Raw genomic sequence first — 13,606 nt, 5'->3', positions numbered from 1 at the left:
ATGACCACGCCCTTCGTTCATCTGCGCGTCCATACCGAATATTCACTGGTCGATGGCCTGCTGCGCCTCAAGCCGCTGGTCAAGCAGGCGGCCGGACTCGGCATGCCGGCACTGGCCGTTACCGATGAGGCCAACCTCTTCGGCCTGGTCAAGTTCTATACGGCCGCCCAGGGGGCCGGGCTCAAGCCGATCATCGGCGCCGACCTGTGGGTGACCAACCCCCACGACGAGAGCCAGCCCTGCCGGGTGACGTTGCTGGCCATGAATGAGGTGGGCTATCGGCACCTGACGGAATTGATCTCTCGAGGCTGGGTGGAAGGGCAGCGTCTGGGTCAGGCGCGGCTCGAGCGCGACTGGGTGCTCGAGCGCAGTGAGGGGCTGATCGCGCTCTCCGGCGGACGCGATGGCGACATCGGGCGCCATCTGCTCGGCGACCATCCCGACGATGCCCGGGAAGTCCTCGCGCAGTGGAATGCGGCCTTTCCCGGGCGTTTCTACCTGGAGCTGTCGCGTACCGGCCGTCCCGGGGAGGAGGAATGTCTGCATCTCTGCGTCGAGCTGGCCGCCGAGACCGGCACGCCGGTGGTGGCCACCAACGACGTTCGCTTCCTCGAGAAGCAGGACTTCTGGGCCCATGAGACCCGTGTGGCCATCGGCGAGGGCAAGGCGCTGGACGACCGACGGCGGGAGAAGAAATATACCGAAGAACAGTATCTGAAGACTCCCGAGGAGATGGCGGAGCTGTTCGCCGACATTCCCGAGGCGTTGACCAACAGCGTGATGATCGCGGCGCGCTGCAGCGTCGACGTGCGCCTGGGCGAGATATTTCTGCCCGAGTTCGAGATCCCCGAGGGCCTGACCCAGGACGAGTACTTCCGCAAGGTCTCCCACGATGGCCTGACCGACCGCCTGGACTTCCTCTTCCCCGCGGCGCGTTATCCCCGAGACGGCGCCGAATATGCCGAGATCGATGCCCGCTATCGCGAGCGTCTCGACTTCGAGCTCGAAATCATCATCCAGATGGGGTTTCCCGGCTATTTTCTGATCGTGATGGACTTTATCCAGTGGGCCAAGGATAACAACGTGCCGGTCGGCCCCGGGCGTGGCTCCGGTGCCGGTTCGCTGGTGGCCTATGCCCAGAAGATCACCGATCTTGACCCCATCGGCTATGACCTGCTGTTCGAGCGCTTCCTCAATCCCGAGCGGGTCTCGATGCCCGACTTCGACGTCGACTTCTGCATGGAGAAGCGCGACCGGGTGATCGACTATGTGGCCGACCGCTACGGCCGCGATGCCGTCTCCCAGATCGTCACCTTCGGCACCATGGCGGCCAAGGCGGTGGTCCGCGATGTGGCTCGTGCCCAGGGCAAGCCCTACTCGCTGGGCGACAAGCTTTCCAAGCTGATTCCCTTCGAGGTGGGCATGACGCTCGGCAAGGCCATCGAGGCCGAGCCGGCGCTCAAGGAGTTTCTCGACAACGACGAGGAAGCCGCCGAGATCTGGGAGATGGCGCTCAAGCTCGAGGGCATCACCCGCGGTACCGGCAAGCACGCCGGGGGGGTAGTGATCGCCCCCACCAAGCTCACCGATTTCTCGCCGCTACTCTGCGATGAAGACGGCTCGGGGCTGATGGTGCAGTTCGACAAGAACGACATCGAGGATGCCGGCCTGGTCAAGTTCGACTTCCTCGGCCTGCGCACCCTGACGATCATCGACTGGGCCCTGGAGATGGTCGACAAGGTACGGGCCGTCGACGGAGAGGACGCGCTGGATATCAACTCGATCCCGCTGGACGATGCGCCCACCTTCGAGATGCTCAAGCGCGCCGAGACCACGGCGGTATTCCAGCTTGAATCCCGGGGCATGAAGGAGCTGATCAAGCGGCTATTGCCGGACTCCCTCGAGGACATGATCGCCCTGGTGGCGCTGTTCCGTCCCGGGCCCCTGCAGTCGGGCATGGTCGACGACTTCATCAACCGCAAGCACGGCCGGGCGGAGATATCCTATCCTCACCCGGATTACCAGCACGAGCTACTCGAGCCGGTGCTTGGTCCCACCTACGGCATCATCCTCTACCAGGAGCAGGTGATGCAGATTGCCCAGGTGATGGCCGGCTACAGCCTGGGACAGGCCGATATGCTGCGCCGCGCCATGGGCAAGAAGAAGCCCGAGGAGATGGCCAAGCAGCGGGCCGGCTTCCTGGAGGGCTGTGAAGCCAACGGCATCGATGCCGATCTTGCCGGCAACATCTTCGATCTGGTGGAGAAATTTGCCGGTTACGGCTTTAACAAGTCTCACTCGGCGGCCTATGCGCTGGTCTCCTATCAGACGGCATGGTTGAAGGCGCATTATCCCGGCCCCTTCATGGCGGCGGTGATTTCCACCGAGATGGATAATCTCGACAAGGTGGTGCCGCTGATCGAGGAGTGTCGAAATCTCGGCCTGACCGTGACACCGCCGGACGTCAACGTCGGCAGCTACAAGTTCAGCGTCGATGACCAGGCGCGGGTCATCTACGGACTGGGGGCGATCCGCGGGGTAGGCGAGGGGCCCATCGGTGCCATCGTCGAGGCTCGCGAGGCCGGCGGTCCCTTTACGGATCTCTTCGACTTCTGCCGTCGCGTCGACCCCAGGCGAATGAACAAGCGCACCCTGGAGGCCCTGATCCGCTCCGGGGCCCTGGATACCCTCGGCCCCAATCGCGCGGTGTTCACCGCCGCCATGGACGATGCCCTCAAGGCCGCCGCCCAGACCCAGACCAATCAGAACCTGGGCATGATCGACATGTTCGGTGAAGCCTTTACCGAGCCCTCCGAAGAGGGGGAGGCCTACGCGGAATACCGTGGGGTGCGTGAATGGAGCGACAAGCAGCGCCTGGCCGGCGAGAAGGACACCCTGGGGCTCTATCTCACCGGCCACCCCATCGATGAGTACGAGAAGGAGCTCGAGCGCTTCGTCTCCACGCGCATTGCCGACCTCAAGCCCTCCCGCGAGCCCCAGCGAGTCGCGGGGCTGGTCGTGGGTGTGAGAACCATGAAGTCCAAGCGTGGCGATACCATGGCCTTTCTTACCCTGGATGATCGCACCGGCCGCATCGAGGCATCGCTGTTCGGCGAGGTCTTCGACCAGATGCGTGGTCAGCTGGACGCCGATCAGGTGCTGATCGTCGAGGGTGAGGTCGCAAGCGACGACTACTCGGGCGGCCTGCGCCTGCGTGGCAAGGAGGTCACCCCCATGGTCGCCGCGCGCACTCGCTACGGCCAGGCGGTGGAGCTTTCCCTGGACGGCTCGGCGGTCAACGGACGGCTGGTGGACTCGCTTCGCGCGAGCCTCGACCCTCACCGCGATGCCGAGGGGTTGCCGGTGCGGCTGCGCTATCGCAACGCCGAAGCCACCGGCTGGCTGGAGCTCGCCAAGGAGTGGAAGGTGGTTCCCAGCGACGACCTGTTGATCGGCCTGCGCGAGGTCCAGGGGCAGGATGGGGTACGGCTGAAGTATCGGTAAACCGGCGATAAGCCATGGATGCACCGTCTTGCGTGGCACGTTGAGGGTGCGATAATGCCAGCCACTTTCTTTTTTACGTGCCGGCCGCCTTTCCCGCGGCCGCCGGCAGAACATCACAAGGCCTCCCGTCAATGAATCCCAACTATCTCGACTTCGAACAGCCCATCGCCGAGCTCCAGGCCAAGATCGAGGAGCTGCGCCTGGTCGGTAACGACAGCCAGGTCAGCCTCAGTGACGAGATCGAGCGCCTCGAGGAAAAGAGCCGCAAGCTCACCGAGTCGATCTTCAAGGACCTCAGCCCCTGGCAGGTCTCGCAGCTCTCTCGCCACCCCCAGCGACCCTACACGCTGGATTACCTGGAGCATGTCTTCAGCGACTTCGACGAGCTCCACGGCGACCGGCGCTTCGCCGATGATGCCGCCATCGTCGGCGGTGTGGCACGCCTGGACGATCGTCCGGTCATGGTGATCGGTCACCAGAAGGGGCGCGATGTCCACGAGAAGGTGCGTCGCAACTTCGGCATGCCGCGTCCCGAGGGATATCGCAAGGCCTGCCGCCTGATGGAGATGGCCGAGCGCTTCGGCATGCCGGTGCTGACCTTTATCGATACGCCCGGGGCCTACCCCGGCATCAATGCCGAAGAGCGTGGCCAGTCCGAAGCCATTGCCTATAATCTCGGGGTCATGTCGCGCCTGCGTACGCCGGTGCTGGCCACCGTGGTGGGTGAGGGCGGCTCCGGCGGGGCGCTCGCCATCGGTGTCTGCGACGAGCTGGCCATGCTGCAGTATTCCACCTATTCGGTGATCTCCCCCGAAGGCTGCGCCTCGATCCTGTGGAAGAGTGCCGAGAAGGCATCCGATGCCGCCCAGGCCATGGGCATCACCGCCGAGCGACTCAAGGAGCTGGGGCTTGTCGATACCCTGATCCCGGAGCCGCTGGGTGGGGCCCATCGTCAGCCTGTCGCCACCGCCGAGCGTGTCAAGGAGGCGCTGCTGGCCAGCCTCGATCGCCTCGACGCCATGGACACCGAAACCCTGCTGGAGCATCGCTATCAGCGCCTGATGAGCTATGGCGCACCGGCCTGACGGCATGCCCCTCCAGGCCTTGATCGACGACGCCCTGGCGCAGACCGCGCCGGGGCGTTGCGTATGGGTGGCACTGTCCGGGGGCCTGGATTCCTCCCTGCTGCTCTCCCTGGCGGCCGACGCCTGCCGCCGTCACCCCCGCCCGCTGCGTGCCCTCCATGTTCACCATGGCCTGCAGGCGGCCGCCGACGATTTCGAGGGGCATTGCCGGGAACTGTGCGAGCGGCTTGGCGTGGCGCTTCGTGTGGCACGGGTGGAGGTCGATCGCGTCAATGGCCAGGGGCTCGAGGGTGCCGCCCGGGAGGCACGTTATGCCGCCTTCCTTCGGCATGTGACCGCCGGTGAGAGCCTGTGGCTGGCCCAGCATCGCGATGATCAGGCCGAGACCCTGATGCTCGCCGCCCTACGGGGGAGCGGGGTGCGTGGCCTGGCCGGCATGCCGGCGGCACGCGACTGGCAGGGTCGGCGCCTGCTGCGGCCGCTGCTGGATATTCCCCGGGCGCGGCTCGAGGCCGCCGCGGCGCGCCGCGGCCTTGCCTGGACGGAAGACCCCAGCAACGCCGAGTGCGACCAGGACCGCAATTACCTGCGCCATGCCGTCCTGCCGCGGCTCGCCGAGCGCTGGCCACAGGCCGGCCGTTCGCTTTCGCGCAGCGCGGCGCTGTGTGCCGAAGCCGATGGCCTGCTGGCAGAGCTGGCGGGGCTCGATCTGGCCGGGCTGGGCGGCGACCCGGGGCGACTTTCGCTCGACGGCCTCTCTCGGCTGTCGGCGCCGCGTCGACGCCTGCTGGTGCGTCACTGCTGTGAGCGGCTGGGCCTGGCGCTGCCGCCGGCGCGTCGCCTGGAGAGTCTGCTGGCCCAGCTGGGCGCCAGGGTGGACGCCGAGGTGCGCGTCGCCTGGGATGGCGGTGAGGCGCGAGTGTGGCGTGGTCATCTCTATCTGCTGGCGCCGATGCAGGTTCTGCCGTCGACCTGGGAAGTCGAGTGGGATGAGTGTGGGCCGCTGGTCACGCCCTTCGGGCGGAGTACAACCGCGCTGGTCGGGCCGGGGGGCGGGTCGGAGACAGGCGAGCAGCGGCTGCGGGCGACGCCTCGCCGCGGCGGAGAGCGCCTGCGGCTGGCCGGGCGGGGGCGACGTGACCTCAAGCGGCTGCTCCAGGAGCTTGAGGTGCCACCCTGGAGACGCGAGCGGCTGGTAGTGGTGTGGTCAGGCGCCGCGCCGGTGGCGGTGCTCGACCCGGTCGACGAGCAGTGGTTGGTGTTGTCCGAGGGATGGCGGGCCTCGCCGCCCTAGCGGTGGCGTTCCATCAGCTCATGGAGCACGCCTTCGCGCAGTGCGCCATCGGCATAGCGCAGGGACTCGAGCTCGAAGGCCTCGAAAATGGCGCCGAGTATCGCCATGCCGGCGGGAAAGACCCGTGCCCGATCGGGATTGAGGCCTTCAAGTGCGACGCCGTCCAGGTGCTTGAGCTCGATCAGGCGGCGGCGAAGCTCGAGCATGCCCTCGCGGGTGATCACGTCCTCCCCGGGGCCGGGGGTGTCACCGGCGGCCAGTACGGCGGCGGCGGCCTTGATGGTGCCGCTGGTGCCGATGGCCTCCTGCCAGCCCAGCTTGAGATAAGCCGAACGGAGGCCGGCCAGCGTGGAGAGGGCGGCAAGCTCCGCCTGGCGCATATGCTTGTCGGTGATCGTGCCATCGGCGAAGAAGCGTCGAGTGAAGGTGACGCAGCCCAGGTGCTGGCTTTCCAGAGTCAGCGGTTCGAACCCCTCGCCGATGATAAACTCGGTGGACCCGCCGCCGATATCCACGACGAGTCGCCTGTGGTCCTTGTCGAGGGCTTGGTCGGCAAGAGCTTGATCGGCCAGGGCATGGGCGGCGCCGAGGTAGATCAGGCGCGCCTCCTCGTCCCCGGTGATGACCTCGATGCGATGCCCCAGGCCGGCCCTGATGCACTCGATAAAGGCCTCACGATTGATGGCCTCTCGCAGGGCATTGGTGCCCACGATCCGCAGGCAATCCGGCGACACTCCCTGGAGCAGCGGGGTGAAGCGTGACAGGCACTCCAGGCCTCGCGCCATGCTCGCCTCGTCGAGGACACCGCCTTCGTCGAGCCCCGCGGCGAGCTGAACCTTCTCGCCGTGGCGGGCCACGATCTCCAGGCGGTCATTTTGATAGTCGGCCACCAGCAGGTGAAAGCTGTTGGAGCCCAGGTCGATGGCGGCCAGGCGGGGAGGGCGGGAGGCAACCTGGGAGGCGGTGGCCGGGTCCTGTGGCGCGGTCATGGATCTTCCTTCAAAGGTTCTCGAAAAAGGGTGCGGCCAAGTGGCGGTGCTGTCAATCGCCGGCGGGGGCAGGGCTTGCGTTCATCGGCGGGCTTGTCTAGTATCAGGGCGTTCGCCTATTCCAAATGCTTTCCGGCCGAACCGGCAATCCCGTATCGGTCATTTCCAAGTCGTCAGACAGCCCTCTGTATCAGTTCGTGTTCCCGGCCTGGTGGCCCCGAACCCCTGATCAGGCGAAACGAACCTGCTTCCTCGCTTTCGATATCGGCCCGGTGGCCCTGCAATTCTTGTGCGGCCTCCCGCCCATGGCCATTCGATGCATCATGACCAGAGGTGGCCTGTCCGGGCTCTGAACGCACTACAGGGCGTCTTCTTCTCGCTTCCTGTCGCTTTTCCTCACGGCGCATGCCGCCCGGCTTACCAAGAGCAACGTCTGAACACACCGATGAATCTTACCGAACTCAAGCAAAAGCCCGTGCCGGAACTGCTGGAGATGGCCCGCGAGATGGGCATCGACAACCTGGCACGTTCTCGCAAGCAGGACATCATCTTCGCCATCCTCAAGAAGCACGCCAAGAGCGGCGAGCCGATCTTCGGTGATGGCGTGCTGGAGATCCTCCAGGATGGTTTCGGCTTCCTGCGCAGCGCCGATAGCTCCTATCTGGCCGGGCCCGATGATATCTATGTCTCGCCGTCCCAGATTCGCCGCTTCAACCTGCGCAAGGGCGACTCCATCTCCGGCAAGATCCGCCCGCCCAAGGACGGGGAGCGCTACTTCGCCCTGCTCAAGGTCAGCCAGATCAACTTCGATCGGCCGGAGAACGCCAAGCACAAGATCCTGTTCGAAAACCTGACGCCGTTGTTCCCCCAGGAACGCCTGCGTACGGAGATCGGCAATGGCTCCACCGAGGATCTCACGGCGCGAATCATCGATCTGGTAGCCCCCATCGGCAAGGGCCAGCGCGGCCTGCTGGTCTCGCCGCCCAAGGCGGGCAAGACGCTGATGCTGCAGAATATTGCCACCTCGATCACCCGTAACAATCCCGAGTGCCATCTGATCGTACTGCTGATCGATGAGCGCCCCGAGGAGGTGACGGAGATGTCGCGCACGGTGCGCGGCGAGGTGGTGGCCTCGACCTTCGATGAGCCGCCTGCCCGCCACGTCCAGGTCGCCGAGATGGTGATCGAGAAGGCCAAGCGCCTGGTGGAGCACAAGAAGGACGTGGTGATCCTGCTCGACTCCATCACCCGTCTGGCGCGTGCCTACAACACCGTGGTGCCGAGCTCCGGCAAGGTGCTCACCGGTGGCGTCGACGCCCACGCCCTGGAGAAGCCCAAGCGCTTCTTCGGCGCGGCGCGCAACATCGAGGAGGGCGGCAGCCTGACCATCATCGCCACGGCGCTGGTCGATACCGGTTCCAAGATGGACGAGGTGATCTTCGAGGAGTTCAAGGGGACCGGCAACATGGAGGCGCACCTCGATCGCAAGCTGGCCGAGCGTCGCGTCTACCCGGCGATCAATATCCGCCGCTCCGGTACGCGCCGCGAGGACCTGCTGGCCTCCGAGGACGAGATGCAGCGCATGTGGATCCTGCGCAAGCTGCTCAACCCCATGGAGGATACCGCGGCCACCGAGTTCCTGATCGACCGCCTCAAGGATACCAAGACGAACATCGAGTTCTTCGAGGCGATGAAGCGCCGCTGACCCTCTGGCCATGGCGCGGTCAACCCGGCGCCGCTTACACTGGCAACTCATCAGACCTATTCAAGGGGCGTGCTATGCTGCCCCTTTTCGTCATTCTGGGATCGGGAAATCCGAATGAAGTACAAGGATCTGCGCGAGTTTATCGCCGCCCTGGAGGCGCAGGGGGAGCTCAAGCGTATCAGCGCCGAGGTGGACCCCTATCTCGAGATCACCGAGATCTGCGACCGTACCCTGCGGGCGGGAGGTCCGGCCCTGTTGTTCGAGAACGTCAAGGGTCACGACATGCCGCTACTCGGCAACCTCTTCGGCACGCCGCGGCGCGTGGCCCTGGGCATGGGCCAGGACTCGGTGGCCGCCCTGCGCGAGGTGGGCGAGCTGCTTGCCTTCCTCAAGGAGCCGGAGCCGCCCAAGGGCTTTCGCGACGCCTGGGACAAGCTGCCGATCTTCAAGCAGGTGATGAGCATGGGCCCCAGGACGGTGCGCTCGGCCCCGGTACAGGCGCGGGTCTATGCGGGGGAGGAGGTCGATCTCGATCGCCTGCCGATCCAGCATTGTTGGCCCGGCGATGCCGCGCCACTGGTGACCTGGCCGCTGGTGATCACCCGGGGGCCCCACAAGAAGCGCCAGAATCTGGGCATCTATCGTCAGCAGAAGCTGGGGAGAAACCGGCTGATCATGCGCTGGCTCTCGCAGCGCGGTGGGGCACTGGACTTTCAGGAGTTTCAGCAGGCCCATCCCGGCGAGCCCTTTCCGGTGGCGGTAGCCCTGGGGGCCGACCCGGCCACCATCCTGGGGGCCGTGACACCGGTGCCCGACTCCCTGTCCGAGTATGCCTTCGCCGGACTGCTGCGCGGGTCACGCACCGAGCTGGTCAAGTGTGGCCACGCCGACCTGGAGGTACCGGCCTCGGCGGAGATCATCCTGGAAGGCTTTATCTATCCGGATGATATGGCGCCGGAGGGCCCCTATGGCGACCATACCGGCTACTACAACGAGGTGGACAGCTTCCCGGTATTCACGGTGACACGCATGACCATGCGCGAGAATGCCATCTACCACTCCACCTATACCGGTCGACCGCCCGATGAGCCGGCGATTCTGGGCCTGGCACTGAACGAGGTGTTCGTGCCGATCCTGCGTCGCCAGTTCTCGGAAATCGTCGATTTCTACCTGCCCCCGGAGGGCTGCTCCTACCGCATGGCCGTGGTGACCATGAAGAAGCAGTATCCCGGCCATGCCAAGCGGGTGATGATGGGCGTCTGGAGCTTCCTGCGGCAGTTCATGTACACCAAGTTCGTGGTGGTGCTCGACGATGACGTCGATGCCCGGGACTGGAAGGATGTGATCTGGGCCATCACCACGCGCATGGATCCGGCTCGGGATACCGTGCTGGTGGAGAATACCCCCATCGACTACCTGGACTTCGCCTCGCCGGTCTCCGGCCTGGGTTCCAAGATGGGACTGGATGCCACCAGCAAGTGGCCCGGTGAGACCGACCGTGAGTGGGGCGTGCCCATCGTCATGGACGAGGCCGTCAAGACGCGTGTCAGCGAGCGCTGGAACGAGCTGGGCATCGACCTGCCCGATACCACGACATCCCAATAATCGTACGAGGCCATTCATGACGCCAAGGATCTTGACCTGCCCGGTCACCGAGGTCGAGGACCTCAGCCCGGACGTCTTCCGCGTTCGGCTCGACGGGCGCGCCGAGGCGGCTGTCCACGACCCCGGCCAATACCTGGAGCTCAAGCTCGCCGAGGATACCTGGGTGCCGTTCTCGATCGCCAACGCCTGGCGCGGCGACGGCGAGATCGAGCTGCATATCCAGCACTGGCCCGAACGGGGCAATTCCGCCCGATTGCGCGAGATGGTCAAGGTGGCCAACCACCTGACCCTGCGCCTGCCCGGTGGTGACTGCGTGCTCGACCCCGACAGCCGGCGCCCCCTGTTGTTGGTCGCCGCCGGCACCGGCTTCGCCCAAATGAAGGCGCTCGTCGAGGGCGCGCTTGCCGCCGCCCCCGACCGCGAGATCACCCTGTGGTGGGCCGCGCGGGAGGAGCGAGACCTCTACCTGGAGAGCCTGCCCCGGGAGTGGGCCGAGGCGCATCGCCATTTCCATTTCCATCCGGTGACCGAAGTGGCCCCGGCGCTGCCCTGGTCCGGCGACCGGGTGACGGGATATCACGGCCGCATCGACCAGGCGCTGGCCCATGGGTTCGAGGATATCTCGGCCTATGACGTCTACCTTTCCGGCTCGCCGGGCATGGTCTACGCCTGCGTCGATGTGCTCGCCTCGCTGGGGCTTTCGCCTAGTCGGGTGTTTTCCGATGTGTTTGCCTATGCGCCCCGCGATCCCATCGTGCCCACGGCGGGTAGCCTGCGACGCGAGGCCGATGCATGAGTGCTTCACCGATCCTGATTACCGGCGGCGCCCAGCGACTGGGTCGCCACTGCGCGGAACAGCTGGTCAATGACGGCCATCCGGTGATCATCAGCTTCCGCCGCGAGCGTCCGGAGCTCGAGGCGTTGCGCGAGCGTGGCATCGTCACGCTTCAGGCCGACTTCTCCAGCGAGGCAGGCATTCTCGATTTTCTTGCGCGGCTTAAGGGCGTAACGTCGTCGCTGCGCGCCATCGTGCATAACGCCAGCGACTGGGCGCCGGACGCCACCGGAGAGGAGGCGGGGGCGGTCTTCGAGCGACTCTTCCGGGTGCATATGCAGGCCCCCTATCTGATCAACCTGCACGCCCGTGAACTGCTCGAGGCGTGCAGCGAACCCCAGCGCGATATCGTGCACATGACCGACTACGTGGTACAGAAGGGGTCCAGGAAACACGCCGCCTATGCCGCCAGCAAGGCCGGGCTCGATAATCTGACGCTGTCGTTCGCCGCCATGTATGCCCCCGATATACAGGTCAACGCCATCGCTCCGGCGTTGATCATGCTGGGGGAAGACGACGACGAGGCCTATGCCGAGAAGGCCCGCGCCAAGTCAATGATGCAGCGGGTGCCCGGCCCCGGGGTGATCTATCAGACCCTGCGTTACCTGCTCGATAATCGCTACGTCACCGGCGCCACCCTGCCGGTGGATGGCGGGCGCCACCTGCGCTGAGCCGGCGCGCCGTTTCATCATGGTCGACCATGGGGGCCGTGCCGGTGGCCGGCGTTTTCGTTAGAATGATGCCTCCCCCTGACCCAACAGCCTGATGCAATCGAAGGAGTGACACATGGCAGGACACGACGATAATTTCCGCGACAGCAGCGGCCTGTTTTCCATCATCATGGGCCTGGTTGTGCTGGTCGCCATGAGCTGCCTGCCGGCGACCATCGGCTGGTTCCAGCTGTTCGCCGGCTAAATCGCCCGGCCTTTCGCCGGGTGGGCCTTGTCAGCCATGCCGCGATACGGCACGATACAGTGACTGCTCAGGAGAACCTCATGACCGCATCCGCCACCCACCGCCGTTGTTGCCACGCCGAAGCCGAGCGTGCGCCATTACTGTGCGTGGCCGGCAACGGTTTCTGGTATGGCTATTTTATGACCGGTGTGCCGGCGGCCATGTCCTGAGCTAAAGACGCGACATCGCCGGAGGCACACCCACCAGGGCCGCCTCCACCAGAACCCCCGGACGGCAGCCCCGCCCGGGGGTTCTGTGTTTCACGGCATCCGTCATCATCACGGCGACAACGCCGGTTAGCAGCGTAGATTTCGAGGAGAGACATCATGACCGCATCCACCGCCATCCGTCAGACCCTGAGCCGTGTGGGCTATTACGGCTACTGGCGATTTAGCGAGCTGCGGTCGGCTCCCTCCGCCACGCCCGACCGTAGCGAGATCGGTGGCACCCGACCGACACGATGTATGATCGCTACCCGGAGTTGAAGACGCCATGAATGCTACCCTTGCCGCCACCCCCCTGAACGACGCTCTGTACCCCGCCACCGAGCCCGCCCGGACATTACCCACCCCCGGCGAGCTGTGTCGTGAGCTGCCGCTCTCCGCCGAACTGAGGCGTCGCATCGAGGGGCAGCGCCAGGCCGTGCACGATATCCTCGCCGGTCGCGACGATCGCCTGCTGGTGGTCGTCGGTCCCTGCTCCATCCATGACCCCCAGGCGGCCCTGGAGTACGCCCAACGCCTGGCGGCGCTCTCGGCGAGGGTGGATGACCGCCTGCTGCTGGTGATGCGCGTCTATGTGGAGAAGCCACGCACCACCGTGGGCTGGAAGGGGCTGGCCTACGACCCAGACTTCGACGGCACGGGGGACATGGGGCGCGGCCTCGAGGCCGCGCGGCGCCTTATGCGTGACGTGGCCGCACTGGGCCTGCCGGTGGCTACCGAGCTCCTGCAGCCGATGCTGGCGCCCTATCTCGAGGATCTTCTCTCCTGGGTGGCGATCGGCGCCCGTACCACCGAGTCCCAGCTTCACCGTGAGCTGGCCAGCGGCCTCTCGGCGGCGGTGGGCTTCAAGAACGCCACCGGCGGTGATATCGGTGTGGCCCTGGACGCCATGCGTGCCGCCGCCCATCCCCACAGCCATTTCGGCATGGATGCCGGAGGGCGCCCGGTGATCCGCGATACCGCGGGCAACCCCCATACCCAGTTGGTGCTGCGTGGGGGCCACGGCGAGCCCAACTACCAGGCGCACCACGTCCAGGCGGCGCGCCGCGCCCTGGAAGAGTCCGGCCTCTCACCGCGGCTGATGGTGGACTGCAGCCACGCCAATGCGCGCAAGGACCACCGCCGCCAGAGCGAGGTGCTGCTCGACGTGCTGGCCCAGCGTGAGGCCGGCGAGACGGCCGTCGCCGGGCTGATGCTGGAGAGTCATCTGCATGAGGGCAAGCAGGCCCTGGAGCCCGGGCGGCTGCGCTATGGCGTGTCGGTTACCGACGCCTGTATCGGCTGGGAGGCCACCGAGCGTCTGCTGCTCTCCGCCGCCGAGCGGTTGCGCTGAAGGCGCGTCCCGGTTGCGCTGAAGGCGCGTCCCGGTTGCGGGGGGCGCCGCGCGAGATGGGTGACGGTGGACGCTGTA

12 protein-coding genes are annotated in these 13,606 nt (G+C 65.9%); 11 read left to right on the top strand and 1 reads right to left on the bottom strand.

From position 1 onward, the window contains the following. The 3 genes from dnaE (at position 1) to tilS (ending at position 5,883) form a co-directional block, all read left to right on the top strand. Entirely contained in the window at positions 1-3,504 is a 3,504-nt protein-coding gene (dnaE, locus tag Q358_RS0100980) for a DNA polymerase III subunit alpha (RefSeq protein ID WP_027960323.1), read from the top strand. 131 nt (positions 3,505-3,635) lie between these two features. Next, entirely contained in the window at positions 3,636-4,589 is a 954-nt protein-coding gene (accA, locus tag Q358_RS0100975; protein ID WP_027960322.1) for an acetyl-CoA carboxylase carboxyl transferase subunit alpha, read from the top strand. Positions 4,590-4,593: 4 nt separating this feature from the next. Next, positions 4,594-5,883 (top strand): tRNA lysidine(34) synthetase TilS, encoded by a 1,290-nt coding sequence (tilS, locus tag Q358_RS0100970; protein WP_245598245.1) that lies wholly within the window; start codon positions 4,594-4,596, stop codon positions 5,881-5,883. On the opposite strand, the gene Q358_RS16275 is transcribed toward tilS, so the two are convergent. Next, the gene (locus Q358_RS16275) at positions 5,880-6,872 is read right to left on the bottom strand and encodes a Ppx/GppA phosphatase family protein (protein ID WP_043487439.1); all 993 of its coding nucleotides are present in this window, start codon (positions 6,870-6,872) and stop codon (positions 5,880-5,882) included. The two genes, tilS and Q358_RS16275, sit on opposite strands and share 4 nt — an antisense overlap. A gap of 445 nt (positions 6,873-7,317) precedes the next feature. Between Q358_RS16275 and rho the strand changes: the two genes are divergently transcribed. From rho to Q358_RS0100930, 8 genes are all read left to right on the top strand, one after another. Further along, positions 7,318-8,577, top strand: coding sequence for a transcription termination factor Rho (gene rho / locus Q358_RS0100960; protein ID WP_027960320.1), 1,260 nt, complete (start codon positions 7,318-7,320; stop codon positions 8,575-8,577). Between the two features lie 114 nt (positions 8,578-8,691). After that, positions 8,692-10,182 carry a 4-hydroxy-3-polyprenylbenzoate decarboxylase gene (gene ubiD, locus Q358_RS0100955; RefSeq protein ID WP_027960319.1) on the top strand — a complete coding sequence of 497 codons (1,491 nt, stop codon included), beginning with the start codon at positions 8,692-8,694 and terminating at the stop codon, positions 10,180-10,182. A 16-nt stretch (positions 10,183-10,198) separates the two neighbouring features. Then, positions 10,199-10,978, top strand: coding sequence for an NAD(P)H-flavin reductase (locus Q358_RS0100950; protein ID WP_027960318.1), 780 nt, complete (start codon positions 10,199-10,201; stop codon positions 10,976-10,978). After that, positions 10,975-11,688, top strand: coding sequence for a dihydromonapterin reductase (folM, locus tag Q358_RS0100945; protein WP_027960317.1), 714 nt, complete (start codon positions 10,975-10,977; stop codon positions 11,686-11,688). The genes Q358_RS0100950 and folM overlap by 4 nt, the downstream gene beginning before the upstream one ends. A 115-nt stretch (positions 11,689-11,803) precedes the next feature. Beyond that, complete coding sequence (locus Q358_RS19005; protein ID WP_281172949.1) at positions 11,804-11,932, top strand: hypothetical protein; 129 nt, start codon at positions 11,804-11,806, stop codon at positions 11,930-11,932. A gap of 80 nt (positions 11,933-12,012) precedes the next feature. Then, positions 12,013-12,141 (top strand): hypothetical protein, encoded by a 129-nt coding sequence (locus tag Q358_RS19000; RefSeq protein ID WP_281172948.1) that lies wholly within the window; start codon positions 12,013-12,015, stop codon positions 12,139-12,141. Positions 12,142-12,297: 156 nt separating this feature from the next. Then, positions 12,298-12,456: a hypothetical protein gene (locus tag Q358_RS18490; RefSeq protein ID WP_156940841.1), complete on the top strand. Its 159-nt coding sequence runs from the start codon at positions 12,298-12,300 to the stop codon at positions 12,454-12,456. Positions 12,457-12,463: 7 nt separating this feature from the next. Then, positions 12,464-13,528 carry a 3-deoxy-7-phosphoheptulonate synthase gene (locus Q358_RS0100930; RefSeq protein WP_027960316.1) on the top strand — a complete coding sequence of 355 codons (1,065 nt, stop codon included), beginning with the start codon at positions 12,464-12,466 and terminating at the stop codon, positions 13,526-13,528. The last annotated feature ends 78 nt before the right edge of the window (positions 13,529-13,606 follow it).

Source organism: Halomonas halodenitrificans DSM 735 (assembly GCF_000620045.1).
GTDB classification, from domain to species: Bacteria; Pseudomonadota; Gammaproteobacteria; order Pseudomonadales; family Halomonadaceae; genus Halomonas; species Halomonas halodenitrificans.
This window is presented reverse-complemented; position numbering and strand designations above follow the sequence as displayed.

Bases quoted from the DNA above. Each gene is read 5' to 3' on its own strand.
- Q358_RS19005 (WP_281172949.1), top strand. From the start codon at position 11,804: ATGGCAGGACACGACGATAATTTCCGCGACAGCAGCGGCCTGTTTTCC.
- Q358_RS16275 (WP_043487439.1), bottom strand. From the start codon at position 6,872: ATGACCGCGCCACAGGACCCGGCCACCGCCTCCCAGGTTGCCTCCCGC.
- Q358_RS0100930 (WP_027960316.1), top strand. From the start codon at position 12,464: ATGAATGCTACCCTTGCCGCCACCCCCCTGAACGACGCTCTGTACCCC.
- Q358_RS19000 (WP_281172948.1), top strand. From the start codon at position 12,013: ATGACCGCATCCGCCACCCACCGCCGTTGTTGCCACGCCGAAGCCGAG.
- accA (WP_027960322.1), top strand. From the start codon at position 3,636: ATGAATCCCAACTATCTCGACTTCGAACAGCCCATCGCCGAGCTCCAG.
- ubiD (WP_027960319.1), top strand. From the start codon at position 8,692: ATGAAGTACAAGGATCTGCGCGAGTTTATCGCCGCCCTGGAGGCGCAG.
- Q358_RS18490 (WP_156940841.1), top strand. From the start codon at position 12,298: ATGACCGCATCCACCGCCATCCGTCAGACCCTGAGCCGTGTGGGCTAT.
- tilS (WP_245598245.1), top strand. From the start codon at position 4,594: ATGCCCCTCCAGGCCTTGATCGACGACGCCCTGGCGCAGACCGCGCCG.
- folM (WP_027960317.1), top strand. From the start codon at position 10,975: ATGAGTGCTTCACCGATCCTGATTACCGGCGGCGCCCAGCGACTGGGT.
- dnaE (WP_027960323.1), top strand. From the start codon at position 1: ATGACCACGCCCTTCGTTCATCTGCGCGTCCATACCGAATATTCACTG.
- Q358_RS0100950 (WP_027960318.1), top strand. From the start codon at position 10,199: ATGACGCCAAGGATCTTGACCTGCCCGGTCACCGAGGTCGAGGACCTC.
- rho (WP_027960320.1), top strand. From the start codon at position 7,318: ATGAATCTTACCGAACTCAAGCAAAAGCCCGTGCCGGAACTGCTGGAG.